Source organism: Serratia sp. CY52157 (assembly GCF_052168495.1).
GTDB classification, from domain to species: domain Bacteria; phylum Pseudomonadota; class Gammaproteobacteria; order Enterobacterales; family Enterobacteriaceae; genus Serratia; species Serratia ureilytica.
This window is the reverse complement of record NZ_JBJNMO010000001.1, coordinates 1,038,863-1,063,473: the sequence shown is the minus strand read 5'-3', so window position 1 is coordinate 1,063,473 and position 24,611 is coordinate 1,038,863. Positions and strand designations below refer to the sequence as shown.

Below are 24,611 nucleotides of genomic sequence, written 5' to 3'. Positions count from 1 at the left end.
ATTATGAGACGCAGTAGAAATGAAGTGGGCCGTTGGCGAATGTTGCGGCAGAGCCAACGCCGTCGGCATCGTTGGCTGGAGCGCCAGTCTTGCAGCAATCGCCATATTATCCGGGTGCGCCGTCGCCTGGACGATCAGCATCGGCGCGCGCTGCTGTTTGCGGTATCCTGCGAGTGGTAAAACGAAAACAGTCCCGTGAGGGACTGTTTTGTTATGGCGCCTGGGTTTATTTGCCGAGGTAGGCGTTAAGCATCCAGACCTGTTTTTCCTGCTCTTTGATGTAATCGCTCATCAGCGACGCGGTGCCTTCGTCGCCGGCGTCCGCCGCGACCGTCAGCAGTTCACGCTGCTGTTGCAGCAAGATTGAATACCCTTCCAACAGGCCGCGCAGCGTGCCCTTATCATCGGTCACATTGGTGTGTTCCTTGATATCGGCGGTTTTCAGATAGTCGCTGTAAGCGTGGCGCGGCTGCGAGCCCAGCGTCAGAATGCGTTCCGCCAGCTCATCCACCTTGGTTAGCAGATCGTTGTAAGTTTCTTCGAATTTCGCGTGCAGCTCAAAGAATTGCGGGCCGGTAATATTCCAGTGATAGCCGCGCACATTCATATACAGCACCTGATAATTCGCCAACAGCGCATTTAGCGCTTCGGCGAGTTTTGCCGATTGTTTACTGTCGAGGCCGATATGGGTTTTCGCTGCTTTCTTCGCCGTTGCCATAATAATCTTCTCCTGATTATTCGTTCCAAGGGTAGACAGAATCAATTTCCATAGCTGTTACAGTAACCGGATTTATCGCAGGGTTAAACACGATAACAGGCATCATTGCCATCGCTCAAACCGATGACGATAAATCCGTCGAGCAAATTGCCGAATCAGTTTACGCAGGATCCGCAGGCGAAAAAAGCCGCTTTTATCGGTTACTTGCGCAGCGCCAGTTTTACCACGCCGGCGCCCAGCGCCATTAACAGCGCGGCGGCGATCAGTACCATGATAAACGCGCGATCGAAGGCCAAACGCGCCAACTGCGTCAGCTGCTGCGCGCGATCGGCCGCCATCCCGGCCGCCAGGCGCAACGCCTCGTCGATGCTGTCGTAGGCCAACTCGCTGACCGGCAGCTCCGCCGGCAGCGCCAGACTATGGCTGTAGACCGCCGTCATCAGCCCGCCGAGCAACGTCACGCCCAGTACGCCGCCCAGCTCGTAGGAGACGTCTTCGATAGAGGCCGCCATACCGGATTTCTCCTCCGGCGCGTTCAGCATGATGGCGGTGGACGCGGCGGTGATCACGCCGCCGAGACCAAAGCCCACCAACGCCAGGCTCGCCAGCTGCAGCGCCATGCTGCTTTGATACAACAGGGCGAGGGCGGCGATGCCGAAGGCGGTCAGGGCGAAACCGCCGAGGATGATGCTGCGTTCGCCATAGCGCGGCAACAGTAAACCGGCCATCGGCCCCGCCAGCGCCGAGGCCAGCGGAATCGGCAAAATAAACAGCGCCGCCTGCAGCGGACTGAGGCCGAGCACCAGTTGCAATCGCTGGCTGAGCACCAGCTCGACGCCGATCAGGGCCACCATCGACAGCAGCGCCACGCCGATGCCGCCGGCGAACAGCCGGTTGCGAAACAGGGAGAAATCGATCATCGGGTGGGCGCTGCGCTGCTGGCGACGCACGAACAGCGCCAGGAACAGGATGCCGATCAGGGCCGCTGCGAGCAACGCGCTGACGTCAGGCGCCGGCTTACTCAGTTCCTTCAGCGCATAGATAGCGCCGACCAGACCGATCATGATCTGCACCGAGCCGACGATATCGGCGGGACGTGGGTTATCGCCGCCGCAGCGGGGGATCAGTTTCCACGCCAGCGGCCAGACCAGCAACACCACCGGTACGTTGATCAGGAACACCGATCCCCACCAGAAATACTCCAGCAGCAGGCCGCCGACCACCGGGCCGATGGCCGCGCCGCCCGAGGCCACCGAGGCCCAGATGCCGATCGCCAGCGCGCGTTCGCGTTCGTCGGTAAAGACGTGGCGCACGATGGACAGCGTGGCGGGCATCATCATTGCCGCGCCAACGGCGAGGAACACCCGTGCGGCGATCAGCCATTCGGCGGTGGGCGAAAAGGCGGCGCACAGCGAAGCGACGGCAAACACCGGCAGCCCGGCGAGAAACAGCCGCTTATGGCCGACGCGATCGCTCAGCATGCCGGCGCCGGGCAGCAGCCCGGCGACCACCAGCGGGTAGGCGTTGACGATCCAGAGTTTTTGCGAGGCGCTGGCGTCCAGCGCCTGGGTTAAACGTGGCAGAGCGGTATAGAGCACCGTCATGTCGATAACAATCAGGAAAAGGGCGCTGGCGACCATCGTCAGGATCAACCAGCGGTTCTTGGCGTACATAAGTCATAATCCAGTTTACGTGGGCGGCGCGAAGGCGCCGCCATTGCGGTAACCCTCCGGCGATGCCGGGTGGTATACTGGTGATAATATATATCCATACGTTCGTATTGAAAAGAAGGGTTTCTTAATGGGACGTCAACGCAGCATCGATCGCGACAAGGTTTTGGACACCGCCGAAGAGATTGTCGCCACCCAGGGCGCCGCCGGTTTGACCATCGACGCCGTCGCCAAAGCGATGGGGATCTCCAAGGGCGGGGTGCAGTATTGCTTCGGCAGCAAAGACGCCCTGATTGACGCAATGTTCGATCGCTGGGGCAGCGCCTATGAAACGCTGTTCGCGGAGATCGCCGGCGACGATCCTTCGCCGCAGACCAGCGTGCGGGCGCATATGTTGGCTACCCAAAGTTCGGATCAGACCGCCAGCGCCAAGGCTGCCGGGTTGATGGCGACGCTGATTCAAACGCCGGAGCATCTGGCGAGCACGCGCGAATGGTATCGCAGCCGCATCGCCGAGCTGGATTTGACTACCGAAGAGGGTAAGCGCGCGCGGCTGGCGTTTTTGGCCACCGAAGGCGCCTTTATGCTGCGTTATTTCGGTTTGATGGATATCGGCCAGGCGGAATGGGAAACGATGTTCGCCGATATGCAGGCGTTGATTTTAACGGGCAGCGCCTATCGCACTGATAGCTAGTAAAGCGTGCGGCGAAAGGCGTATGTTTATCGCACAAGATATTCCCTCGAAGAACTTTTTAGCCAGCCCCTCCGTGCTGGCTTTTTTTTGCCTGCGGCAAGCTTCGGAGCAAAGGCCCCCTGAGTGCAGGGGGCGCCGGACATTACTTGCGCGCGTCCAACAGTTGCTGGGCATTCTCTGCGGTGACGACGGTCCACGGAATATAATAATGCTTCTGCGTGCCGCCTTGCCATTTCAGATCTTTGGCGTACTGTTTCCAGATATCCGACTGTGGTTGATAACTTTCCCCTTTCACGGCGCGCAGCGCGACGTCGATGGAACCCTGCATCTGGCCTTTGGCATCTTGCAGGATAGAGACCATTTCACCGGCCTGCACCGCATGAATCGCGTCGGAAACGCCGTCGACGCCCGCAATGGCAAAGTCTTTCACGTTCAGGCCGGCCCCTTTAATCGCTTCGATGGCGCCCAGCGCCATCTCGTCGTTCTGGCCAATCACGCCGTTGATTTTGCCCCGGTGTTTCTGCAGCCAGTTTTCCATCAGCGGCTGCGCTTCAGCGCGTGACCAGTTGGCCGTTTTACGTTCAAGCACGGTCACCTGGCCGGCGCCGCACTCGGCAATCGCTTTATCATTGCCCTTGCCGCGCTGGATCTCGCCGCTGCCGCCTTTCGGGCCTTCGATAATCACCACGTTCACCTTCTGGTTCTTGCAGTCGAGTTTGTCCAGTACGGCTTTGGCTTCCAGGTATCCCCCCAACTCGTCATTAGACACCACTTCAGACGTCATCGCGTCCGTGTTCAGGCGCGCGTTGGTGACCACCACCGGGATTTTGGCTTCGTTGGCATTAGTGACGATATCGATATTGGCCTCAAAATCCATCGGGTTGACGATAATGGCATCGGCGCGCGTTTGGATAGCGGTGGCGGCCTGATCGTTTTGCACCGATGCATCATAACGCCCATCGTAGAAGGTCAGCACCGCTTCGCCGCTTTTCACCGCCGGGTGTTCTTTCCCGAACCTTTCCATCAATTGCACGAACTCGGCTTTGTTGCCGTACATCAATACCGCGATTTTAACCGGGGCGGCCTGAGCCGCCGACAGGCTGCCGAACAGCATGGCAGAGGCAAACAACGCTATCTTGGTCTTATTCATGGTTTTCTCCTGGTAGAGTTGGGTCTGATGTTATTAATCGCGCTGTTGCTTACGCGATGGGTCGAGCAAGACGGCAAGAACGATCAATGCGCCTTTGATAATTTGTTGGTAGTACGATTGCACGCCGAGCAGATCGAGGCCGTTATTCATCACCCCGATAATCAGCACGCCGAAGAAGGTGCCGACCAGCGTACCGACGCCGCCGGCCATGCTGGTGCCGCCGATCACCACCGCCGCGATGGCGTCCAGCTCATACCCAGCGCCGGCGTTGGTTTGCGCCGAACCGGTGCGCGCGGTGAGGATCAGGCCGGCGATGCCGGCCAGCGCGCCGCACAGCGTATACACCAGTATTTTGATGCGCGTGACGTTAATCCCCGAGGTGCGCGCGCTTTTCGGGTTGCCGCCGACGGCGTAGATGTAGCGCCCGAAGAGGGTTTTATTCAGCACGAGCCAGGCGAGGGCGAACAGCACGATGAAGATGATGACGGGCACCGGAACGCCGCCGACATAGCCATTGCCTAACCAGCGGAAATCGCTGTTCAATTGCGATACTGGATTGCCGTTGGTGGTCAACATGGTTAACCCGCGCGCCGCGGAGAGCATGCCCATGGTGACGATAAACGGCTGCAGCCGGTAGCGAGCCAACACGGTGCCGTTCACCAGGCCGCAGACGATGCCGATCCCCAGCGCCACGATCAGCGGCGCCATAACGGCGGTCGCGGTATCGCCGATAGCCAATCCGCTATTGTTGGTGGCGAAGCGGGCGGCGACGATGCCGCTTAACGCCAGCACCGAGCCGACGGAGAGATCGACGCCTGCCGTGATGATGACGAAGGTCATGCCTATCGCCAGAATGCCGTTGATCGAGACCTGGCGCAGTACGATCAGGGTGTTTTCATTGCTGAGAAAATAATTGCTGCTCCAGGCCCCCTGGGCGACCTGATATTCGCCAATCAGCGCCACGATCAGGCACAGCGCGAAGAAGGCGATGATAATGCCGTATTTGTGCATACGGCGCTTATTGCGGGTGAAAAATGACATTCCTGGTGATAAGGAGTGGGCGCTGCTCATTTTGTTTTTCTCTCTCTGTTAAACCGCAAGTTTCATCAGTGCTGCCTGAGTCGCATCGGCTGCCGCAAGCTCGCCGGCCAACTGCCCGTCACGAAACACCAGGATGCGATCGCTCATGCCGATAATTTCCGAAAGCTCGGAGGAAACCATGATGATCCCTTTGTTTTGCAAGGCGAACTCCGACATAAATCGATAGATCTCTTTCTTGGCGCCGACGTCGATACCGCGCGTCGGTTCGTCGAGCAGCAAAACCTCCGGATCCAGCAGCGCCCAGCGGCCCAGCACCACTTTTTGCTGGTTGCCGCCGCTCAGGTTGCCCACGGGCTGTTCGCCATCGTGGGTTTTAACGTTAAAGCGCTGGATCATGTCGCGGGTTCGCGCCTGCTCCCGTTTCTCGCTGACGAACCCCATTCGGCTGATGCCGGCAAAAGAGGCGATATTGATGTTCTCACTGACGGAACGGCACAGCACCAGGCCGGTTTCCTTGCGATCTTCCGTCACGTAGGCAATGCCGCTATCGATGGCCTCTCGCGGGGAATGGCGGTTCAGCGTCTTGTCGCCCAAGCGAATCGTGCCGGCGTCGGCATGCTGAATGCCGAAGATAAGATCGAGAAACTCGCTGCGGCCCGATCCCACCAGGCCGTAGATGCCCAGGATCTCACCGTGCTTCAGTTGCAGGCTGATATCCTTTATCTTGCTGCGCCAACACAGTCCGTTGACCTCCAGCAAGACCTCTTCGCCGGGTTGATTGAACTTGGCGAACTCGCTGTCGTACTCGCCGCCGATAATGTGTTCGATCAACTGCTCGCGGGTAATGTCGGCGATATAGCCCTCATGGATATAGGCGCCGTCGCGGAAAATGGTGTAGCTGTCCGCGATTTGGAATATCTCGGACAAACGGTGGGAGACGTAGATAATGCCTTTACCTTTCGCCGCCAGCTGCTGAAGCGTCTGAAAGATTTTTTGCGCATCCTCTTCGCCAATCGCCGAGGTGGGTTCATCCATGATGATGATGTCGGCATTGGCGTGCGACAGCGCTTTGGCGATCTCGACCAGTTGCTGCTCGGCGACGCTCAGGTTGCGCATTTTTTCTCGGGCGTCGATCTTGAAATCAAGTTCCTTGAGCAGATGGGTGGTGCGTTGGTTGAGTGTCGCAAAGTCGACGAAACCCAGGCGTCTCGGCTCGCGGCCCAGCCAAATGTTTTCGGCCACCGTCAGATCCGGGATCGCGCTCAGCTCCTGCTGCACGATGGCGATGCCGGCATTGAGGGCTTCCCGGGGATGATGAAATTCACAGCGTTGACCATTGATAAAAATGTCGCCGCCATCGGGTTGAATAAAGCCCATCAGAATGCTGAGAAAGGTGGATTTCCCCGCGCCGTTGCCGCCGCACAGGGCATGGATGGATCCGCGCCGCAGGCAAAACTCGGCGTTCTTGAGCGCCACGACCGAGCCAAAGGCTTTCCTGACGCCGCTGACTTCCAGCAGGTAGGCAGGGGCTTGCGTATGGGGATCTCGCGTCACGATTGAACCTCCGGGTATGTCCGCTGCAAACGCTGCAGGTACCGTTGATAAAGCGTCTCGTATTGCGTTTGCCTGTCGGCGTTTGGCGTCGTGCGCGTGGCTTCATCCAGGGAAACGAAGCGTTGGCACAGTTCTGCCAAGAGCCCGGCGGCGTTCTGGTGCGGGCGATCGGCCAACGACGTCGCCCACATCGCTTGAATGGCGCCGCCCAGCGCGGCGGTCTCTTTGACATTCAGGCAGACCACCGGGCACCCCATCACGTCCGCGACGATTTGTCGCCAGGCGGCGCTGCGGGCGCCGCCGCCGGTGAGGCGGATCTCGCGCGTTTCGATGCCCTGGCGGCGAAACAGCTCGATGCCATAGCGCAGGCCGTAGGTGGCGCTTTCAACCACCGCCTGGCAGAGATTGGCGCGAGTAAAATTGTCGCTATCGAGGTTATGCAGGCTGGCGCGCGCGTGGGGCAGCGGGGGAACGCGTTCGCCGTTGAAGAACGGCAGCATCTCGACGCCGCCGGCACCCGGCGCCGCCTGCGCCAATAAGCGGTTAAAGCCGTCAAGATCTTCGTCCAGCAGCGTCTGCATGGCCGTGGTGGCCGAGGTGACATTCATGGTGCATATCAAGGGCAGCCACCCGTTGGTGCTGGAGCAGAAACCGGCAATCATGTCGGATTCCGCCACGACGGGCGCGGCGGACCAGGCGAATAGCGTGCCGGAGGTGCCCAGGCTTAGGGTAACGGTGCCGGCCTCGATGTTGCCGGAACCGATAGCCGCCATCATGTTGTCGCCGCCGCCGGTCGAGACCCGAACTGCCGGGCCAAGGCCGAGCTTTTCCGCCGCGAAGGGGCGCACCGTGCCGATGCAGCATTCCGCGCTTTTGAGCGGCGGCAGGGCATGCCATAAACGGCCGCTGTCATCGATAAGATTGACGGCGGCTTGACTCCAGCTACGGGCGCGCACATCGAACAGCCCGGTGCCGGAAGCATCGCCATATTCCGCTACACGCTCCCCGGTCAGCCAGAAGTTCAAATAATCATGCGGCAGCAGCACGGTGTGCAGTTTTGCCCAGAGCGCCGGATGGTGCGTCTTGAACCAAAGGATTTTTGACGCGGTATAACCGGTGGCGAGCCGCAGGCCGAGCTTGTCCAGCGAGCCCTTGGCGCCGCCGAGCCGCTGCAGCAGCAGTTCGTTTTCCTCCGCGGTTTCGGTATCGCACCACAGCTTGACGCTGTGCAGCACGTTGCCGTCTGCGTCCAGCGGCACAAATCCATGCTGTTGGCCCGAGACCCCGAGAGCGTTAATTTCCCCGGCATCAATACCGGCGTTAGTCACGGCTTGGTGAAACGCGGTGACCAATGCCTCAATCCACCAGTCGGCCTCTTGTTCGCGCCGGCCATTGGCTTGGCTGATGAGGCGGTGAGGGGCGCTGCCCTCACCGAGGATCACGCCCTGTGTGCTGTCGACAATCACGACTTTCGTGCCTTGCGTACCGCAGTCTATGCCAGCATAGAGCGCCATAGGATCACTCCATTTCCAGCATGATTTTGATGTCCGAGGCATGTCCCGCCGCCGCGCGCTCGAAGGCGGCCACGCTGTCGGAGAATTTGTAGGTTTGGCTTATCAGCGGCTGGACGCGCAATTTGCCGCTGCTCAACAGCCGCAGCGTGCGCGGATACATGTTGGCGTAGCGGAAAATGGTCTTGAAGGTGATTTCCTTGGCCTGCGCGGCGACGATATCCATCGGCGCGGCGTCGATCGGCATGCCGACCAGCACGGCGGTCGCCCCTGGCGCCGCATGTTCGGCCAGCGTAGCGATAGCCGGTTTTGCGCCGCTGCATTCAAACACGATATCGACGCCATTGCCGCTGGTGAGCGCAGCCACTTTACCCGCCAGGTCGCCGGTTTTGATATTGACGGCGTGCAGCCCTTCATAGCTGGCCGCCACGGCGAGTTTCTCGTCAAACAGGTCGCAGATAATGACGTCCGAGCAGCCGCCCGCCAGCGCCGCGAGGGCGGTGACCACGCCGATCGGCCCAGCGCCGATCACCAGCGCGATATCGCCGGGTTTGATCCCGGCTTTGGTGGCCGCTTGCATGCCGATGGCCAGGGGTTCAACCATGGCGCCTTCAGCGAAACTGACGTTGTCCGGCAGTTTGAACGTGAATGCGGCGGGGTGGATGACGGTTTCGCGCAAACAGCCGTGCACCGGCGGCGTCGCCCAGAAGCGAACGGCGGGGTCCAGGTTGTAAATCCCGGCGCGCGTCTGCGCCGAGTTGAGGTCGGGAATGCCGGGCTCCATGCAAACGCGATCGCCGACGCTGAGGTGAGTGACGTTTTCACCTGTCGCGAGCACCACGCCGGCGGCCTCATGGCCGAGCACCATCGGGGCTTTGACCACAAACGGGCCAATGCGGCCATGCTGGTAATAGTGCACATCGCTGCCGCAGATGCCCACGGAATGAATTTTTATCTGTACATCGTCGGGCCCCAGCGTTTCGGCCAGTTGGACGTCCTCGATAGCGATTTCCCCTGCTTTGGCCAGCACTAATGCTTTCATATTGCCTCCTGGTGAATCATTTTTATGGTAACGATATCATTTCAATGCGGCGATAGTGAGCCAATGCGGGTGGTTAAACTGTGATCAATGTTGGAATTACTCGACGAGAGTTAATTTTGCTGGCGGGTTGTTATTCAATATAGCGACGGTGGTCACAAAATCGGCGTGGCAATGACGGTTTTAATATCGGCATGTTGATATCGATACCGTTACTTTGCCGGGGGAATGATGAACAAACAACAAAGCGCCAGAGCCGCTACGCTGGAGTATTTGCGCCAGGCGGACATTATCTTGACCGAAGAAGAACAGCAACGCATTGAAATTGCGACGTTTGGTCTGGCCGACTATCCCGCGTCCGGGTTGCAGCTGCTGACCTACGTCAACTCACCTCGGTATTGCGCGAAAGAGCTGGTGCTGTTTCCTGGGCAGACTTGCCCGGAACATTTACACCCTCCCTTTGCCGGCACGCCCGGCAAGCAAGAGACGTTCCGTTGCCGTTGGGGAGAGGTGTTTTTGTTTGTCGATGATGAAAGTCTGGCGCCCAACGATCGCGGCGGCCAACCGGTATGCCGGGTGCCAGAGGGCGCGGAGCAGTGGTATACCTGTCATCGCTATATCCTCTTGCGGCCGGGGGAACAATACACCATTGCGCCCAATACCCGTCACTGGTTTCAGGCGGGGAAGCAGGGCGCGGTGGTGTCCGAGTTCTCTTCCGAGAGCCGTGACGAGCTGGATATTTTTACCGATCCGCGAATTAACCGTCTTGCCGGCGTAAACCATTAGCGCCAAGAACAAAGTTCTGTCATGATGCCGGGAATGATACAAAATGATACATTCAAGCTAAGGAGCTGCATTTGGCCGTGGGTCGAGGACGGAAAGCGACGCTGGCTAGCGTCGCCGCACAGGCGAACGTCAGCAAAATAACCGCTTCGCGGGCATTTTCACAGCCGGACAAGGTCCATCCGGAAACGTTGAGGAGAATTCGGGAGACCGCCGCCGAACTCGGTTACGTGGTCAATGCCGCGGCGCGCAATCTGCGGGCGAAAAGCAGCAGAACCATTGGCATCGTCAACCCCGACATGGCCAACCCATTCTTTGGCGGCCTGACGCGCCTGATGACGCTTGAAGCGCAAAAGATGGGGTACGACACGCTGGTGTTCGACTCCTATGAGTCTCAGGAAAGCGAAGACAGGATCATCGACAAACTCATTGGCTACAACGTCGATGCGATTATTCTCTCGGTCATTTCCAACGATCATCTGTACCGGCCTTCCTACCTCAAACGTCTGGAAACGCTCAATATACCGGTGGTGTTGATCGATCGGGAATTGGAGAGTCACCACTGCAGCGGGGTGTATATTGATAATCTGGATTGCGGCCTTCAGGCGGGGCGTTGGCTTCTGGAACAGCAGGCGCAGCGGGTGGTGGTGATCTCCGGGCCGGAGAATTCCAACGTTGCGCGTGACAGGGTCACTGGCTTGCAGGCGGCATTGCAAGGGAAGGTGGCTTCGCTCGACGTGCGGTATGCCGATTTCTTTATGGATGTCGCCTGGCAAGAGACGAGCCGCTGGCTGGCCAATAACCCCGCCCCCGATTTTTTCGTCGGCTGCAATAACCAGATCTCGCTGGGCATCATCAAGGCCTGTATCGAACATCGGTTGCCGTTGATGCAGGACGTGTCGTTGTTCAGCATCGATGAGGTTTCACATGCCGAGATCTACGGTTTCCATTTCCCCTGCGTGTCACACGACTTGCAAGAGATCGCCTGGCAAGCGTTGAATCTGGCGATCCGCCGTATTGCCGATCCCGAGATAAAACCGGGCAAGGTGGTGGTACGGGGAAAACTCGTCGTGTAACGGTGCCGGCAACGTGTAGCCGGCATCTCCGTTAACCTTATCTGCCATTATTCATTTCAGCGCGTTCAGTCCGGCCCCTCATCGGGGGGCGGATAAGCAGCCACAAGCCGCTCCCCGCCGTTGCTGCGCCCAGCAGCATGGGCCAGGAAAGGGGCTCATCGAACATTAACCATGCCCAGCAGAAGGTGACGAAGGGGCTGAGGAACAGCAGGCTCGTCACACGCAATGCAGAGGTATGCCTAAGGCAGAACCAATACAAACCGTAACCGGCCAGGGTGGCCAAAAGCGCGGTCCAAAGCACGCCAATAACCAACCCTGTCGTCATGGTTGGCAGCAGCGGGCTTTCTGCGCCTGCCAGTGGGGTAAAAGCCAGCGCTGAAATCGCGCTTTGTATCCCCAACCTGGCGGGCAGGCTTACCGCTTGCGCCTGCGGCAGCCGTTGCTGCCACAGCGTCGCCAGTGCCAGTGACAGCATCCCCGCCAGCGGCAACAGGTAGCTCCACAATGGCGCACTTCCCCAGGAAATAGCACCGCCCGTCGCCAATATTACCCCGAGGGAGCCTAATGCCAGGCCGAGCCAGACGCGGCCATCGGGCAGCCGGCGTTGAAACAGCATGTTCAAGAGTGCGGTGCCGAGAGGGAGCAAATCGGCGATGAGCGCGGCCAACCCGGTCGGCACGCCGTACTCGATGCCTTTACTGACGCCGGTCAGGTATCCGGTCATGGCGAGCAGCCCGATCCCGGCGTGAGCGGCTACCGACTGCGGCGAGGAGCGCCTGATGGCGCGAAGGCTAAACGGCATCAGCAGTAAAGCGACCACGACACAGCGCCAGAACGCCACCAGCAACACCGGCGCGTAATCGGCGGCGAAACGGATGCCGACAAAGCCCGAGCTCCAGGCGACGATCAGCAGGACTTCCGCGGCCGGCAACCAGACGGCGGCTTTGTCGCCCACCTTATCGCGGCAGGCAGGTGGACGAAATTCTGACAGGGGCATGGTGATCTTCTCCTTTTTCCCCAAGGGTAGTGAGCCGCTATAATTTAATAAATCGAATAATTTTCGTTCAGTTGTTTAATGGAGTTAAACCATGCGGCCAACCCTGGACATTAATCTTTTGCGCACTTTTCACGCTATCGCCCGTTTGGGGCAATTTCGTGCGGCGGCGGCCTTTGTTCATCGCAGCCCAGCCGCGGTGAGCGTTCATATTCAGCGTCTGGAACAGGTCGTGGGCGGCCGCTTGCTGGAGCGCGACAATCAGTCCGTCGTGTTGACGCCCTTAGGCGACAAACTGCTGGCCTCGACGCTCGGGCTGTTGAATGCCCACGACGATATTCTGCGTGAGCTGCAGGGCGCACCGCTGAGTGGACATATCAAGCTGGGAGTGCCTGATGAATACGCATCACATGTCATGCGCGATGTGCTGCCGGCGTTTGCCACCCGTTTTCCTGCGGTGATGCTGGAGGTGTCTACGGCCGCCAGCCAGGCGTTGGTTGAACAGATCGGGCGCAACCGGCTACAGCTGGCGTTGGCGGTGCTGCCGATGGGGGGACTGCGCCAGATGCCGCTTGCGGTGACTGCGCCGGTTTGGGTTGGCGGCCGCCGGTTGGCGCTGGATATGGCCCAACCGATACCATTGGCGTTGCATGCCGCCGATTGCCCTTACCGAGAGGCTATGATCGATGCATTGAGCGGGGCGGGAAGGCATTGGCGAGTGGTTGTGAGCAGCCCATCGGCCAGCGTGGTGGCTGCCGCCGTCGAGGCAGGATTGGCCGTCACGCTGCTCGACCGCGCACGCGTGACGGCGGCGATGCGGATCCTCGACGAATTGCCGTCGGTCGCTCCGCACGAAGTGCAGCTGCTGCGCTCTGCCGCTGCCGCCGGTCAATCGGCGGTGGCGATGCTGGAAAGCGTTATCGGTGAGTATTTCCGGGGCGGAACATGAATATCGACCGCGTGGGGAAGACGACCCGAGCGCGACGGTCAAGCAGAGGTGTGGCTAGCGCCGGAAACGCCGTATAGCGGGGCGTTCCCGGTATTCGGAGGGCTGGAGATCAGAACACCTGTTTGAACGGCTTCACCGTCACGTCGGCGTAGACGCCGGCGGCGACGTACGGATCCTGCTGCGCCCAGGCCTGGGCTTCCGCCAGTGAGGCGAACTCGGCGATCACCGTTGAACCGCTGAAGCCGGCGGCGCCGGGATCGTTGCTGTCGATGGCCGGGTTGGGGCCGGCGACCACCAGACGGCCGGCGTCACGCAGCGCCTGCAGGCGCGCCAGATGTGCCGGGCGCACCGCCAGACGGTTTTCCAGTGAGTGGGGAACGTCTTGCGCGTAGATCAGATAAAGCATATTTCACCTGTAAAATCATGGCTATAAAACGGTGCTACCAAGGTAGCGCAAAAGGCGCGGCAGGGGAACGGCGCGCGGTGAATTTATGGGGGGGATTGGCGCTTATGCCTTGAAGCCGCTACTTTTTATTCGTATAGTGCGGCGCGCTTAAACAGATATGCCATTGAGGTGAGGACATGACGGAACTGGTAAGGGAAAAACTCGATTTGCCTGCGGGCAAAAGCAAACTGCTGCTGCATTCTTGCTGTGCGCCCTGTTCCGGCGAGGTGATGGAAGCGATCCAGGCGTCCGGCATCGAGTACGCTATTTTCTTCTATAACCCCAACATTCACCCGCAAAAAGAGTATTTGCTGCGTAAGGAAGAGAACATCCGTTTCGCCGAAAAGCACGGGGTGCCGATCATCGATGCCGATTATGACACCGACAACTGGTTCGAACGCGCCAAGGGCATGGAACATGAGCCGGAGCGCGGCATTCGCTGCACCATGTGCTTCGACATGCGTTTTGAGCGCACGGCGCTGTATGCGCATGAGCACGGTTACGACACCATCTCCAGCTCGCTCGGTATCTCGCGCTGGAAGAACATGCAGCAGATTACCGACTGCGGCATTCGGGCGGCGGAAAAGTATCCCGATCTGGTGTATTGGGATTACAACTGGCGCAAGAAGGGCGGCGCGGCCCGCATGATAGAGATCAGCAAGCGCGAACGCTTCTATCAGCAGGAATACTGCGGCTGTGTCTATTCGCTGCGCGACACCAACCTGCATCGCAAAGCGCAAGGGCGGCCGCTGATCAAACTGGGCGTGCTCTACTATGGTGATGAAGAATAACGCTTAATCACCGCAATCCACCCGCTACGGCGGGTTTTTTATTTTTTAACGCCGTCTGAACGTTAACGAAGCGTGTTGATTCGGCGGTAAAAAAGCAACGTTCAGGTTAATATCCTTATGAGTTTGCTGGTTTTCGCCGCGGAGACTGACGATTAAAGCGATAGTTTGCCTTTCGTTATTGAATATGATTGCTATTTGCATTTAAACTTGGCGAACCAGAGGAAACAGAATCATTATGCCGCTAAAAAAGATGTTCCTTAATCGCCGTATATCCGTGCCTTTCGTCCTGTCCGTAGGCCTGCACAGCGCCCTGGTGGCGGGACTGCTTTACGCTTCGGTAAAAGAAGTGGTTGAGCTGCCAAAGCCTGAAGAGGCGCCGATCAGCGTCATGATGGTCAACACCGCCGCGATGGCTGAACCGCCGCCGCCTGCTCCGGCAGAACCGGAGCCGCCGCAGGTGGAACCTGAGCCGGAACCTGAACCAGAACCTATTGTGGAGCCGCCGCCGAAGGCGATTGTGAAGCCGGAGCCGGTCAAGCCGAAACCGAAGCCCAAGCCAAAGCCGAAGGTAGAAAAACCGGTGAAACCGGAGCCGAAGAAGGTCGAGCCGCGCGAGCCTTCGCCGTTCAATAACGACTCGCCGGCCAAACCGATCGATAAAGCGCCGGTGAAACAAGCGCCCGCCGCGCCGGTACAGGGCAACTCGCGCGAGGTCGGGCCAAAACCGATCAGCCGTGCGGAACCGATTTATCCGCCGCGCGCCAGAGCCTTGCAGATCGAAGGCAACGTGCGGGTGCAGTTCGATGTCGACAGCGATGGCCGCGTGACCAACGTGCGCATCTTGTCGGCTGAGCCGCGCAACATGTTCGAGCGAGAAGTGAAACAGGCGCTGCGCAAATGGCGGTATCAAGCCAAAGAAGCGAAGGATCTTATCGTCAATATTCGTTTCAAGCTGAACGGCACCACCGAAATGAACTGATTTCGGTTTGCGCCAAGAAAAAAAGGGTCGCCTCGGCGACCCTTTTTGCATTTGCGGCGCAGCCGCAGGCTTACTCTTCGAAGCCGACGCGGAAATTCATTTTACCCTCAGGCAGCGCGCGCGAGTTGCCTTCCGCATCGACCGCCACGTAGGTGAACACCGCTTCGGTCGCCCGGTAGCGCTGGCCGATTGGGGCGGAGGAGACTTTCTTTACCCACACTTCGATATTGATGGTGATCGAGCTGCGCCCGGTGCGGATGCAGTGCGCATAGCAGCAAACCACGTCGCCTACCGCCACCGGTTTCAGGAAGGTCATGCCGTCTACGCGTACCGTCACTACGCGCCCCTCGGCGATCTCTTTTGCCTGGATAGCGCCGCCGATGTCCATTTGCGACATCAGCCAGCCGCCGAAAATATCGCCGTTGGCATTGGTATCGGCCGGCATCGCCAGCGTGCGCAGCACCAGCTCGCCGCTGGGTAAAGGTCGTTGTTGTGTCATAGCAGTCTGCTTTTAAAAGGAGGGAATCACATCATACTGCCCGCGGCAAGCGCCGCAGGCATTAACAAATTTGTAACTATTTTTTCTGTTCTGCCGGCATGTGCCGGTAAATATAGATGCCGCTGAGCAGGGTGAATACCAGCGTCAGCACCGTCAGGCCAAAGACTTTGAAATTGACCCAGACGCTTTGCGGCAGCCAGAAGGCGACATAGATGTTCGCCAGGCCGCAGGCCAGGAAGAAGAGGGCCCAGGCCAGGTTGAGGTTGCTCCACACTTTGTCCGGCAGCGTCAGCTCTTTGCCCAGCATGCGCTGAACCAGCGGCTTTTTGAGCACCCACTGGCTGATCAGCAGCGCCAGCGCGAACAGCGCGTAAATCACCGTCACTTTCCACTTGATGAATAAATCGTTGTGGAACACCAGCGTCAGGGTGCCGAACACCAGCACCATCAGGAAGGTGATCAGCGTCATCTTCTCGACCTTGCGGTATTTCACCCAGGTGAACACCAGCGCCAGCGCGGTGGCGACGATCAATGCGCCGGAAGCGACGTAAATGTCGTACAGCTTGTAAAAAGCGAAAAAGACAATTAACGGGAGGAAATCAAGAAACTGCTTCATAAATCAATCCATCATCTGTTCATCGGCCGACTATACCGGATTCGGCGAGTTCTGTGTACCGCCGGGCGCTGCCGATTATCGGCGTTTGGCCGGCGGATTTCTGCCGCGAAAGCAGGAATTTGCATAAACTTACGCAAGAAAGCACGGGCGCATTGCCAGCGCTGGCCGCAGATCGCATAGTAAGTGCCATAATAACCAGATAATTTACCGCGGAAAACAGCATGCAGTGGAAATCTCTCCAGGCCCTGACGCCTGGTTTGACGCATTTATTGGGCTATCAACGCAGTTGGCTCAAACCGGATATGCGCGCCGGTCTTTCCGTCGCCGCCGTCGCCTTGCCGGTGGCCATCGCCTATGCCGAACTGGCCGGGGTTAGCCCGGTGGTGGGGCTTTATTCCTGTATCTTGCCGATGGTGGCCTATGCGCTGTTCGGTTCGTCACGCCAGCTGATCGTCGGGCCCGATGCCGCCACCTGTGCGGTGATCGCCGCGGTGGTGACGCCGCTGGCGGCGGGCAATATGGAACGCCATTGGCAGTTGACCATCATGATGACCGCGATGATGGGCGGCTGGTGCCTGTTGGCCAGCCGGTTCAAGCTGGGGGCGCTGGCGGATCTGCTGTCGCGGCCGATCCTCAGCGGGCTGCTTAACGGGGTGGCGCTGACCATCATCGTCGATCAGATCGGCAAGGTGTTGGGGTTCACGGTGCGCCCGGCGCAGCTGATCGAGCGCATCTACGCGCTGCCGGCCAACCTGTTGCACAGCGACTGGCTGACGATGGCGGTGTCCTTGCTGACGCTGGTGACGCTGCTCGGATTTAAAAAATGGCGGCCTAACTGGCCGGCGCCGCTGTTCGCCATCGTGCTGGCGGCGTTCGTCACCTGGGCGGGCGGATTGCAGCAGTATGGCGTGGTGACGGTGGGCGGTTTCAGCGGCGTGTTGCCGATCGTCCAGTGGCCGGACTTTCAGCCCGGGCTGCTGCGCGACATGGTGATCCCGGCGCTCAACCTGGCGGTCGTGAGCTTTGTCAGCATGATGCTGACCGCCCGCAGTTTCGCGGCCAAAAATGGCTATGAGGTCAACGCTGACGCTGAGTTTCGCGCGCTGGGGATGGTGAATATCGTCTCCGCATTGTCGCAAGGCTTCGCCATCAGCGGGGCGGATTCGCGCACCGCGGTGAATGACGCCAACGGCGGCAAGAGCCAGCTCGTGTCGATCATCGCCGCCGCGGTGATCGCTTTCGTCTTGCTGTTCCTGATGGCGCCGCTGCAGTTTATTCCGGTGGCGGGATTGGGCGTGGTGCTGATGTATGCGGCTTGGTCGCTGCTGGATTTTCGCGGCATCTGGATCTTGCGCCGCCGCAACGCGCAGGCTTTCCGCCTGGCGATATTTACCTTCCTCAGCGTCTTGTTGGTCGGGGTGATCAGCGGCATCGGGCTGGCGGTGTTGCTGGGGCTGATGCAGTTTCTGCACACCGTCTTTCGGCCGACGGAACAGCTGCTGGGCGTTAACGACGAAGGCATGATCCATTCCATGGGCAACAACAATGGGGTGAAGGCGGTGCCCGGCGTCATGATGTATCGCTTCAATTCGCCGCTGACCTACTTCAACGTGGCCTACTTCAAACGCCGCATTCTCAATTTGGTCGACAGTACGCCATTCCAGCCGCGCTGGGTGGTGGTGGACGCGGTGGCCAGCTTTACCCATGCCGATATCAGCGTGCTGGCGGCCATCGACGAACTGAAACGCGATCTGTTGCAGCGTAACGTCAAACTGGTGCTGGCCGGGCGCCGCACTGAACTGACGCGCTGGTTCCGCATCAATCGGTTGGGGCGGGACAAGGAGCTGATTTTGGTGCCGGATCTGTATCTGGCGCTGAAGCTGATTCAGAGTAAGGAACAGGCGGAAGCCGCCGCGGTGGGGTAAACAAAAAGGGGCGCGCCGAAGCGTGCCCCTGGGCATTTGTTGCGCCGGCGTCAGCCGCGCAGCAGCATATACAAACGGAACAGATAGATCAGCAGCAGGGCGGAGACCAGGTTGCTTAACGCGGTCAGCACGACGCTGGCCACGTTCGGCGTCAGCACTGACAGATGGCTCACTAAAAACAGCACCAGCAGCTTGGCCGCCAACCACAGCATCATCGCCGGCACAATCACGCGCGCATTGGCGAAGGCCAATTTGCTGCTCAGCTTGAGCGAAGCGAAGACGCCTTTCTTGTCGACGGAGGCGATCACCGGCGCCAACGCGAAGGCGATAGCCATGATCACGCCCGGCACCACGAACAGCGTCAGGCCGAGCTGGATCAGCAAGGTGCAGATAAACAGCAGCAGCAGCAGGCGCGGCAGATCGGGCGCCGAGGCGCCGAGCGCGCGCAGGGCGCTGGTGCGTTGCCCCTGAGACACCAGACGGATCAACGTCAGCATCCCACCGACCAGCAGCACGTTGCCGACCAGCGCGGAGAACGTGGCGGCGGCCGACACTTTCAGCAACACCATCTGCTGTTCCGGCGTCATCTGCTGGATCACGTCCTGAATGCCCATGCCGGTCGACGACGCGAAATCGCTGGTGGAGGCGGCCAGCGTTGCCAACTGTTCGGCATCGGGGCTGAAAGCTTGGTTCAGCAGCACCGAGATAAACGCCGTCAACAGCGCCAGCATCAGGATGCTGGCCAGTTGATTGCGTAAAAAGTTAAAACTGTCACGGTACAAAGCGTTGGCCGTGATAGGCATGCAGACTCCTTGGCGTCGAGAAAACAGAGATAAATCAGTGGGTGATTGTACCCTGTTCCACGCCGCTGTGGCACCCCGCGAATTGCACTACGTCTATTTCTTCAACGATCGTCGTCTCAGGCAACGACAGCGGCAAGGGCACCGGCAAGGGGGGCAGGCCGTAGCGTTCTCGAGCGCGATCGCAGGCTTCGTTGCGCAGGCCGTTTTCACCGGACTGATCGAACTCTCTGCACGGGCTGGGCCGATTAAGATAAATCGAGCACGACACGGCTTTGCCAATCTCGCCGTCCAGCGCGGTGCAGCGCGGAGACTTGCTGTTGGTCCCCTGCATGCAGCGCAGGAACGGGGTCAGAGGCTCCGTCAGGGAAAGGGGAACGGTGCCGCCGCCGTCTTCGGCCTCGGCCCAATAGAATGACACTCGAAAATAACCGCAGCATGCGCCGCAGCTGACACAGGGATTAAGGATTTCGCTCATCTTGATTGCCCGCCGACTCCTCACGGCACCAACCAAAACCAACACGGAAGATGAAATTACCTCAGCCGTATTTTTTTCCGCAACTGAAATTTGAACATGTAGATAATTTGCAACAAAATCGTTTTTTTGATGCAGATCAATCCTTGATTTATTAAGCGGTTAGGTAACCTTGTTTTTGGTGGGATTTTAAAATTTTACACATAAGATGTGATCTCGATGGGATCACAAATACCCGAAAGTAGGTATATTCCCCCTCGAGAGATTAACCACACAAATGGAATGGATAATGAAAAAGACAACTCTGGTGGTATTGGCGACGATGATGGCGCCTATGTTGGCAAGTGCGCATCAGGCCGGTGATTTCCTGTTCCGTGCGGGCACCGCGACGGTGCGTCCAAATGCGGGCTCGGACAACGTATTGGGTTTGGGATCGCTGGATGCGAAAAACAATACCCAGCTCGGTTTGACCTTCGGTTATATGGTGACGGACAACATCGGCGTTGAGTTGTTGGCCGCGACACCGTTCCGCCACAAGGTTACCCTGGGCGGCACCGATCTGGCGACCGTTCATCAACTGCCGCCTACGCTGATGGCGCAATACTACTTCGGCGACAAGCAGGACAAACTGCGTCCTTATCTGGGCGTCGGCGTTAACTACACCACTTTCTTCGACGAGAAGTTCAACGACTACGGCAAAAGCGCCGGGTTGAGCAACCTCGATCTGAAAGACTCCTGGGGCGTGGCGGCGCAGGCCGGTCTGGATTACAACCTGGATGAGCACTGGATGCTGAACATGTCGGTGTGGTGGATGAACATCGAAACCAAAACGCGTTTCAACGACGCGAACGGTGGGCACCACAGCTTCGATACGCGTTTGGATCCGTGGGTGTTTATGTTTGGGGCGGGTTATCGCTTCTGATGAAGGCCGCAAACAGGGAGGCATTGCGCCTCCCTGTGTCGGTATTATTTAACCTGCATGACGTTCTCAACAGATTTCACGCCGGCCACGCCGCGTGTGACCTGCACCGCACGATTGGCGTCATCGCTTGACGTCACGAAGCCGCTCAACTGCACGCGTCCTTTAAAGGTTTCCACGCTGATTTCGCGCGACTTGATGTTTTTATCCGCCAGCAGCGCCGATTTCACTTTGGTGGTGACCACGGTGTCATCGATATAACCGCCTGTTCCCTCCGATTTCGCCGTCGGTGCGCAAGCGCTCACCGCGACCGCCACAACGGCTGCCATGCACAAGGCCGAAAGGGTTTTAAACAGCTTCATAAATTACTCTCCATGCAATGTTATGGTTGAAATTCGATGCGGTTTTTTCGCCGCAGCGAGCGCATTCCCCAAATCAAATGAAGAAATGCATAGCGAACAATGTTTATTGTGAGACAAGACGCGGGTTTGTTCAAATTTTTGCTGTAAATAAATAGAACAAACTTTGAGGGGAAACAAGCTGTTAAAGCGAGCGCCGGCAAGGCGCTCGCCGAAGGGGATCACGCGCGGGTCGCGTGCTTCATCGCGCTGACGAAGGCCGCCAGCTTGGTCAGCATTTCCGCCGGGTTGGCATGGTGCCGTTCGATGATTTTGACGATTGCCGATCCGGAGATGGCGCCGGCGGCGCCGGCCTGCAGCGCAGCCTTCACCTGCTCGGGCTCGGAGATGCCGAAGCCCTGCAGCGGCGGCGCGGCGTGATACTCGCGCAGCGTGTTCACCAGGTGATGCAGCGGCAACTGCGCCCGGCTTTCGGTGCCGGTGACGCCGGAACGCGACAGCAGATAGGTGTAGCCGCGACCGTGTGAAGCGATCTCACGCAGCAGATCGTCGTCGGCGTTCGGCGGGCAAATGAAGATGGGCGCGATACCGTGGCGCACGGCCGCGGCGCGGAACGGCGCCGATTCTTCAAACGGCACGTCGGCGACCAGCACCGAATCCACGCCCACTTCCGCACAGCGTTGGTAAAAGGCATCGATGCCCTTATGGAACACCAAATTGGCGTACATCAGCAGGCCGATGGGAATGGTCGGGTGCTTCTGACGAATGGCCGCCAGCAGCTCGAAACACTGGGTCGGCGTAACGCCGGCGGCGAAGGCACGCAGCGTCGCGCTCTGGATGGTTGGGCCATCCGCCAACGGATCGGAGAAGGGGATACCCAGCTCCAGCGCGTCCGCGCCGGCTTCGATCAGGGTGTCGATAATCTGCAGCGACAGCGCCGGATTAGGATCGCCCAGCGTCACGAACGGGACGAAGGCGCCTTCCTTGCTGCTTTCCAGACGCGTGAACAGTTGCTGATAACGTTCCATCAGATTTCTCCCCGTGCTTTCAAAATGTCGTGAACGGTAAATATGTCTTTGTCGCCGCGGCCGGACAGGTTGACCACCAGGATTTGCTCTTTTTGCGGCGTTTCACGGATCATTTTCAGCGCGTGCGCCAGGGCGTGTGAGGATTCCAGCGCCGGGATGATGCCTTCATGGCGCGACAGCGCCTTGAACGCTTCCAGCGCTTCGTCGTCGGTGATCGACACGTATTCGGCGCGGCCGGTGCTGTTCAGGTAGGCGTGCTGCGGCCCGACGGACGGAAAGTCCAGCCCGGCGGAGATCGAATAGGATTCTTCAATCTGGCCTTCGGCGGTCTGCATCATCGGCGCCTTCATGCCGAAATAGATGCCGACGTGGCCATGCTTGAGCGGCGCGCCGTGCTGACCGGTTTCGATGCCCAGACCGGCGGGTTCCACGCCGATCAGCCCAACGTCGACGTCATCGATAAAATCGGCGAACATGCCGATGGCGTTGGAGCCGCCGCCGACGCAGGCGATGACCGCATCCGGCAGGCGGCCTTCGCGCTCCAGCACCTGCGCTTTGGTCTCTTCGCCAATCATGCGCTGGAATTCACGCACGATGGTGGGGTACGGGTGCGGGCCGGCCGCGGTGCCGAGCATATAGTGCGCGGTTTCATAACTGCCGGACCAGTCGCGCAACGCTTCGTTGCAGGCGTCTTTCAGGGTGGCGGAGCCGCTGTGCACCGGGATCACTTCCGCGCCCATCAGCCGCATGCGGAACACGTTCGGCGACTGGCGCTCAACGTCTTTGGCGCCCATATAGATACGGCATTTCAGGCCGAGCAGCGCGCAGGCCAGCGCCGACGCGACGCCGTGTTGGCCGGCGCCGGTTTCCGCGATGATCTCGGTTTTGCCCATGCGCTTGGCCAGCAGGGCCTGGCCCAGCACCTGGTTGGTCTTGTGCGCGCCGCCGTGCAGCAGATCTTCCCGCTTCAGATAGAGCTTGGTGTTGCTGCCGGCGGTGAGATTTTTGCACAGCGTCAGCGCCGTAGGGCGGCCCGCGTAGTTCTTCAACAGATCGATGAATTCCGCCTGAAACGCCGGATCGCGCTGAGCGCTGACAAAGGCTTCTTCGAGTTGTTTCAGGGCCGGCATCAGAATTTGCGGTACGTATTGACCACCAAATTCGCCGAAGTAGGGGTTAAGCAGCGTCATGAGAGTTCCCGTCATTATCCGTTATTAATGTAGAGCCGTATTCAGTAAGCGCGCAGGGTTTGGAAGACCGAGGCCAGGCGCGCGGGATCCTTGATGCCCGGTTCGCTTTCCACGCCGGAATTGAAGTCCAGACCGGCGCAGCCGAGCTTGGCCGCTTCGACGCAGTTGTCGGCGCGCAGACCGCCCGCCAGCATCACGTTGGTCAGATCTTCGCCTTGCAATACCGACCAGTCGAAGCGTTGGCCGGTGCCGCCTGCGCCGTTGTCCAGCAGATAGCGATCGACATGCTGCAGATCGCGCGCTGGCACTCGTTCTTTCACGCTCAGCGCTTTCCAGATGCGGCAATCGGCCGGCAAGCGGGCGCGCAGGGCGCTGATATAGGCCTGGTCCTCCGCGCCGTGCAGTTGCACCGCCTGCAGACCGAGGCGCTCCACGGTCAGCGCCACGGTATCGAGCTGGGCGTCGCAGAATACGCCGACGTACTTCAGCGGCGCGCCGGAAATGACTTCGCGGGCGCGGACGATATCCACATAGCGCGGCGAGCGTCCGACGAAAATCAATCCGCCGTAGATGGCGCCGGCCTGATACGCGGCGGCGGCGTCCTGTGGGCGAGTCAGACCGCACACTTTATTGTCGCCCAGGATCACGCGGCGCACGGCGGCGCGCAGATCGGGTTCCGACATCAGCGCGCTGCCGATCAGGAAACCGTTGGCGTAGTGGCTGAGCTCGCGGATCTGCCCGTAGTTGTTGATGCCCGACTCGCTGATCACCGTCACCCCATGCGGCACGCGCGGCGCCAACTGCCGGGTGCGGTCCAGATCGATGCTCAGATCGCGCAGATCGCGGTTATTGATGCCGACCACGCGCGCTTCCAGCGCGATCGCCCGCTGCAGCTCTTCTTCACTGATCACTTCGGTCAGCACGCCCATATTGAGGCTGTGGGCCACCGCCGCCAGCTGGCGGTACTGTTCGTCGGTCAACACCGACAGCATCAGCAGGATAGCGTCGGCCTGATAGTAGCGCGCCAGGTAAATCTGATACGGGTCGATGATAAAGTCTTTGCACAACACCGGTTGGCTGACGGTTTTGCTCACCAGCGGCAGGAAATCAAAGCTGCCCTGGAAGTATTTCTCGTCGGTCAGCACCGAGATCGCCGAGGCGAAATCTTTATAGACCGTGGCGATCTCCACCGGATCAAAGTTTTCGCGAATCAGCCCCTTGGAAGGCGAGGCCTTCTTGCATTCGAGAATGAAAGCCGTACGGGTGCCCTGCAGCGCGTGGTAGAAGCTGCGTTCGCTCGGTACGATGTCATTCTGAAAGCCGGCCAGGGGCTGTTGCTGTTGTCGCGCCGCGATCCATTGCGCTTTGTCGCGGACAATCTTGTGTAGCACGGTTTCCTGCATCAT

General features: G+C 59.2%; 26 protein-coding genes. 9 read left to right on the top strand and 17 right to left on the bottom strand.

Annotation, left to right across the window (positions count from 1 at the left end):
- The first annotated feature begins 3 nt into the window (after positions 1-3).
- Positions 4-180 carry a YciY family protein gene (locus ACJ8IP_RS05040; RefSeq protein ID WP_025159792.1) on the top strand — a complete coding sequence of 59 codons (177 nt, stop codon included), beginning with the start codon at positions 4-6 and terminating at the stop codon, positions 178-180.
- 46 nt (positions 181-226) lie between these two features.
- Here ACJ8IP_RS05040 and ACJ8IP_RS05035 read toward each other — a convergent pair whose 3' ends face one another.
- Both ACJ8IP_RS05035 and smfY read right to left on the bottom strand, forming a co-directional pair.
- On the bottom strand, positions 227-718 hold the full coding sequence (locus tag ACJ8IP_RS05035) for a Dps family protein (protein ID WP_019452735.1): 492 nt from the start codon (positions 716-718) through the stop codon (positions 227-229).
- A gap of 200 nt (positions 719-918) precedes the next feature.
- Complete coding sequence (smfY, locus tag ACJ8IP_RS05030) at positions 919-2,391, bottom strand: multidrug efflux MFS transporter SmfY (protein WP_442524327.1); 1,473 nt, start codon at positions 2,389-2,391, stop codon at positions 919-921.
- A 127-nt stretch (positions 2,392-2,518) separates the two neighbouring features.
- Between smfY and ACJ8IP_RS05025 the strand changes: the two genes are divergently transcribed.
- Positions 2,519-3,082, top strand: coding sequence for a TetR/AcrR family transcriptional regulator (locus tag ACJ8IP_RS05025; RefSeq protein WP_164057230.1), 564 nt, complete (start codon positions 2,519-2,521; stop codon positions 3,080-3,082).
- Positions 3,083-3,224: 142 nt separating this feature from the next.
- Here ACJ8IP_RS05025 and ACJ8IP_RS05020 read toward each other — a convergent pair whose 3' ends face one another.
- From ACJ8IP_RS05020 to ACJ8IP_RS05000, 5 genes are read right to left on the bottom strand one after another with little or no spacing between them, the layout of a single operon-like run.
- On the bottom strand, positions 3,225-4,232 hold the full coding sequence (locus ACJ8IP_RS05020) for a substrate-binding domain-containing protein (protein WP_122016330.1): 1,008 nt from the start codon (positions 4,230-4,232) through the stop codon (positions 3,225-3,227).
- A gap of 33 nt (positions 4,233-4,265) precedes the next feature.
- Complete coding sequence (locus ACJ8IP_RS05015) at positions 4,266-5,303, bottom strand: ABC transporter permease (protein WP_033643291.1); 1,038 nt, start codon at positions 5,301-5,303, stop codon at positions 4,266-4,268.
- A gap of 18 nt (positions 5,304-5,321) precedes the next feature.
- Complete coding sequence (locus tag ACJ8IP_RS05010) at positions 5,322-6,830, bottom strand: sugar ABC transporter ATP-binding protein (protein ID WP_442524382.1); 1,509 nt, start codon at positions 6,828-6,830, stop codon at positions 5,322-5,324.
- On the bottom strand, positions 6,824-8,341 hold the full coding sequence (gene xylB, locus ACJ8IP_RS05005; RefSeq protein WP_164106198.1) for a xylulokinase: 1,518 nt from the start codon (positions 8,339-8,341) through the stop codon (positions 6,824-6,826). Before xylB ends, ACJ8IP_RS05010 begins: the two co-directional genes overlap by 7 nt.
- Before the next feature lie 4 nt (positions 8,342-8,345).
- Positions 8,346-9,380, bottom strand: coding sequence for an NAD(P)-dependent alcohol dehydrogenase (locus ACJ8IP_RS05000; protein WP_046687216.1), 1,035 nt, complete (start codon positions 9,378-9,380; stop codon positions 8,346-8,348).
- A gap of 228 nt (positions 9,381-9,608) precedes the next feature.
- On the opposite strand from ACJ8IP_RS05000, the gene ACJ8IP_RS04995 reads away from it, so the two are divergent.
- On the top strand, positions 9,609-10,163 hold the full coding sequence (locus ACJ8IP_RS04995; protein ID WP_164057227.1) for a D-lyxose/D-mannose family sugar isomerase: 555 nt from the start codon (positions 9,609-9,611) through the stop codon (positions 10,161-10,163).
- 71 nt (positions 10,164-10,234) lie between these two features.
- On the top strand, positions 10,235-11,236 hold the full coding sequence (locus tag ACJ8IP_RS04990; protein ID WP_033643286.1) for a LacI family DNA-binding transcriptional regulator: 1,002 nt from the start codon (positions 10,235-10,237) through the stop codon (positions 11,234-11,236).
- Between the two features lie 37 nt (positions 11,237-11,273).
- Here the strand turns inward: ACJ8IP_RS04990 and ACJ8IP_RS04985 are convergent, their stop codons facing one another.
- Complete coding sequence (locus ACJ8IP_RS04985; protein WP_164057226.1) at positions 11,274-12,233, bottom strand: DMT family transporter; 960 nt, start codon at positions 12,231-12,233, stop codon at positions 11,274-11,276.
- A 91-nt stretch (positions 12,234-12,324) separates the two neighbouring features.
- On the opposite strand from ACJ8IP_RS04985, the gene ACJ8IP_RS04980 reads away from it, so the two are divergent.
- A complete protein-coding gene (locus ACJ8IP_RS04980; protein ID WP_033650235.1) occupies positions 12,325-13,179 on the top strand; it encodes a LysR family transcriptional regulator in 855 nt (284 codons plus the stop codon).
- A 109-nt stretch (positions 13,180-13,288) separates the two neighbouring features.
- Here the strand turns inward: ACJ8IP_RS04980 and ACJ8IP_RS04975 are convergent, their stop codons facing one another.
- On the bottom strand, positions 13,289-13,585 hold the full coding sequence (locus tag ACJ8IP_RS04975) for a YciI family protein (protein ID WP_147838014.1): 297 nt from the start codon (positions 13,583-13,585) through the stop codon (positions 13,289-13,291).
- Between the two features lie 176 nt (positions 13,586-13,761).
- Between ACJ8IP_RS04975 and ACJ8IP_RS04970 the strand changes: the two genes are divergently transcribed.
- Both ACJ8IP_RS04970 and tonB read left to right on the top strand, forming a co-directional pair.
- A complete protein-coding gene (locus ACJ8IP_RS04970; RefSeq protein WP_033643282.1) occupies positions 13,762-14,415 on the top strand; it encodes an epoxyqueuosine reductase QueH in 654 nt (217 codons plus the stop codon).
- Between the two features lie 235 nt (positions 14,416-14,650).
- The gene (tonB, locus tag ACJ8IP_RS04965; RefSeq protein ID WP_033643281.1) at positions 14,651-15,394 is read left to right on the top strand and encodes a TonB system transport protein TonB; all 744 of its coding nucleotides are present in this window, start codon (positions 14,651-14,653) and stop codon (positions 15,392-15,394) included.
- A 70-nt stretch (positions 15,395-15,464) separates the two neighbouring features.
- Here the strand turns inward: tonB and yciA are convergent, their stop codons facing one another.
- Both yciA and ACJ8IP_RS04955 read right to left on the bottom strand, forming a co-directional pair.
- Positions 15,465-15,893: an acyl-CoA thioester hydrolase YciA gene (gene yciA / locus ACJ8IP_RS04960; protein ID WP_004932085.1), complete on the bottom strand. Its 429-nt coding sequence runs from the start codon at positions 15,891-15,893 to the stop codon at positions 15,465-15,467.
- 76 nt (positions 15,894-15,969) lie between these two features.
- Positions 15,970-16,509 (bottom strand): septation protein A, encoded by a 540-nt coding sequence (locus ACJ8IP_RS04955; RefSeq protein WP_033643280.1) that lies wholly within the window; start codon positions 16,507-16,509, stop codon positions 15,970-15,972.
- Positions 16,510-16,730: 221 nt separating this feature from the next.
- On the opposite strand from ACJ8IP_RS04955, the gene ACJ8IP_RS04950 reads away from it, so the two are divergent.
- Positions 16,731-18,434 carry a SulP family inorganic anion transporter gene (locus tag ACJ8IP_RS04950; protein WP_033643279.1) on the top strand — a complete coding sequence of 568 codons (1,704 nt, stop codon included), beginning with the start codon at positions 16,731-16,733 and terminating at the stop codon, positions 18,432-18,434.
- A 50-nt stretch (positions 18,435-18,484) separates the two neighbouring features.
- Here the strand turns inward: ACJ8IP_RS04950 and ACJ8IP_RS04945 are convergent, their stop codons facing one another.
- On the bottom strand, positions 18,485-19,237 hold the full coding sequence (locus ACJ8IP_RS04945) for a YciC family protein (RefSeq protein ID WP_033643278.1): 753 nt from the start codon (positions 19,235-19,237) through the stop codon (positions 18,485-18,487).
- Between the two features lie 34 nt (positions 19,238-19,271).
- Complete coding sequence (locus ACJ8IP_RS04940) at positions 19,272-19,712, bottom strand: YkgJ family cysteine cluster protein (RefSeq protein ID WP_033643277.1); 441 nt, start codon at positions 19,710-19,712, stop codon at positions 19,272-19,274.
- A gap of 286 nt (positions 19,713-19,998) precedes the next feature.
- Here ACJ8IP_RS04940 and ompW point away from each other — a divergent pair, with 286 nt between their 5' ends.
- Complete coding sequence (ompW, locus tag ACJ8IP_RS04935) at positions 19,999-20,631, top strand: outer membrane protein OmpW (RefSeq protein ID WP_019452715.1); 633 nt, start codon at positions 19,999-20,001, stop codon at positions 20,629-20,631.
- 44 nt (positions 20,632-20,675) lie between these two features.
- Here ompW and ACJ8IP_RS04930 read toward each other — a convergent pair whose 3' ends face one another.
- From ACJ8IP_RS04930 to trpCF, 4 genes are all read right to left on the bottom strand, one after another.
- The gene (locus ACJ8IP_RS04930) at positions 20,676-20,990 is read right to left on the bottom strand and encodes a BON domain-containing protein (RefSeq protein WP_016927515.1); all 315 of its coding nucleotides are present in this window, start codon (positions 20,988-20,990) and stop codon (positions 20,676-20,678) included.
- 218 nt (positions 20,991-21,208) lie between these two features.
- Positions 21,209-22,015, bottom strand: a complete 807-nt coding sequence (gene trpA / locus ACJ8IP_RS04925) for a tryptophan synthase subunit alpha (protein ID WP_033650237.1) — start codon at positions 22,013-22,015, stop codon at positions 21,209-21,211.
- On the bottom strand, positions 22,015-23,220 hold the full coding sequence (gene trpB / locus ACJ8IP_RS04920; protein ID WP_187181470.1) for a tryptophan synthase subunit beta: 1,206 nt from the start codon (positions 23,218-23,220) through the stop codon (positions 22,015-22,017). Before trpB ends, trpA begins: the two co-directional genes overlap by 1 nt.
- A 26-nt stretch (positions 23,221-23,246) precedes the next feature.
- Positions 23,247-24,608 (bottom strand): bifunctional indole-3-glycerol-phosphate synthase TrpC/phosphoribosylanthranilate isomerase TrpF, encoded by a 1,362-nt coding sequence (gene trpCF, locus ACJ8IP_RS04915; RefSeq protein ID WP_089191876.1) that lies wholly within the window; start codon positions 24,606-24,608, stop codon positions 23,247-23,249.
- Positions 24,609-24,611 lie beyond the last annotated feature (3 nt).

Excerpts from the sequence above, each read along its gene's own strand:
- ACJ8IP_RS04970 (WP_033643282.1), top strand. The coding sequence starts at position 13,762 with ATGACGGAACTGGTAAGGGAAAAACTCGATTTGCCTGCGGGCAAAAGC.
- smfY (WP_442524327.1), bottom strand. The coding sequence starts at position 2,391 with ATGTACGCCAAGAACCGCTGGTTGATCCTGACGATGGTCGCCAGCGCC.
- ACJ8IP_RS04980 (WP_033650235.1), top strand. The coding sequence starts at position 12,325 with ATGCGGCCAACCCTGGACATTAATCTTTTGCGCACTTTTCACGCTATC.
- ACJ8IP_RS05020 (WP_122016330.1), bottom strand. The coding sequence starts at position 4,232 with ATGAATAAGACCAAGATAGCGTTGTTTGCCTCTGCCATGCTGTTCGGC.
- ompW (WP_019452715.1), top strand. The coding sequence starts at position 19,999 with ATGAAAAAGACAACTCTGGTGGTATTGGCGACGATGATGGCGCCTATG.
- ACJ8IP_RS05040 (WP_025159792.1), top strand. The coding sequence starts at position 4 with ATGAGACGCAGTAGAAATGAAGTGGGCCGTTGGCGAATGTTGCGGCAG.
- trpA (WP_033650237.1), bottom strand. The coding sequence starts at position 22,015 with ATGGAACGTTATCAGCAACTGTTCACGCGTCTGGAAAGCAGCAAGGAA.
- ACJ8IP_RS04975 (WP_147838014.1), bottom strand. The coding sequence starts at position 13,585 with ATGCTTTATCTGATCTACGCGCAAGACGTTCCCCACTCACTGGAAAAC.
- xylB (WP_164106198.1), bottom strand. The coding sequence starts at position 8,341 with ATGGCGCTCTATGCTGGCATAGACTGCGGTACGCAAGGCACGAAAGTC.
- ACJ8IP_RS05015 (WP_033643291.1), bottom strand. The coding sequence starts at position 5,303 with ATGAGCAGCGCCCACTCCTTATCACCAGGAATGTCATTTTTCACCCGC.
- ACJ8IP_RS05025 (WP_164057230.1), top strand. The coding sequence starts at position 2,519 with ATGGGACGTCAACGCAGCATCGATCGCGACAAGGTTTTGGACACCGCC.
- trpB (WP_187181470.1), bottom strand. The coding sequence starts at position 23,220 with ATGACGGGAACTCTCATGACGCTGCTTAACCCCTACTTCGGCGAATTT.
- tonB (WP_033643281.1), top strand. The coding sequence starts at position 14,651 with ATGCCGCTAAAAAAGATGTTCCTTAATCGCCGTATATCCGTGCCTTTC.
- yciA (WP_004932085.1), bottom strand. The coding sequence starts at position 15,893 with ATGACACAACAACGACCTTTACCCAGCGGCGAGCTGGTGCTGCGCACG.
- ACJ8IP_RS04930 (WP_016927515.1), bottom strand. The coding sequence starts at position 20,990 with ATGAAGCTGTTTAAAACCCTTTCGGCCTTGTGCATGGCAGCCGTTGTG.
- trpCF (WP_089191876.1), bottom strand. The coding sequence starts at position 24,608 with ATGCAGGAAACCGTGCTACACAAGATTGTCCGCGACAAAGCGCAATGG.
- ACJ8IP_RS04950 (WP_033643279.1), top strand. The coding sequence starts at position 16,731 with ATGCAGTGGAAATCTCTCCAGGCCCTGACGCCTGGTTTGACGCATTTA.
- ACJ8IP_RS05035 (WP_019452735.1), bottom strand. The coding sequence starts at position 718 with ATGGCAACGGCGAAGAAAGCAGCGAAAACCCATATCGGCCTCGACAGT.
- ACJ8IP_RS04995 (WP_164057227.1), top strand. The coding sequence starts at position 9,609 with ATGAACAAACAACAAAGCGCCAGAGCCGCTACGCTGGAGTATTTGCGC.
- ACJ8IP_RS04985 (WP_164057226.1), bottom strand. The coding sequence starts at position 12,233 with ATGCCCCTGTCAGAATTTCGTCCACCTGCCTGCCGCGATAAGGTGGGC.
- ACJ8IP_RS04945 (WP_033643278.1), bottom strand. The coding sequence starts at position 19,237 with ATGCCTATCACGGCCAACGCTTTGTACCGTGACAGTTTTAACTTTTTA.
- ACJ8IP_RS04940 (WP_033643277.1), bottom strand. The coding sequence starts at position 19,712 with ATGAGCGAAATCCTTAATCCCTGTGTCAGCTGCGGCGCATGCTGCGGT.
- ACJ8IP_RS04955 (WP_033643280.1), bottom strand. The coding sequence starts at position 16,509 with ATGAAGCAGTTTCTTGATTTCCTCCCGTTAATTGTCTTTTTCGCTTTT.
- ACJ8IP_RS05000 (WP_046687216.1), bottom strand. The coding sequence starts at position 9,380 with ATGAAAGCATTAGTGCTGGCCAAAGCAGGGGAAATCGCTATCGAGGAC.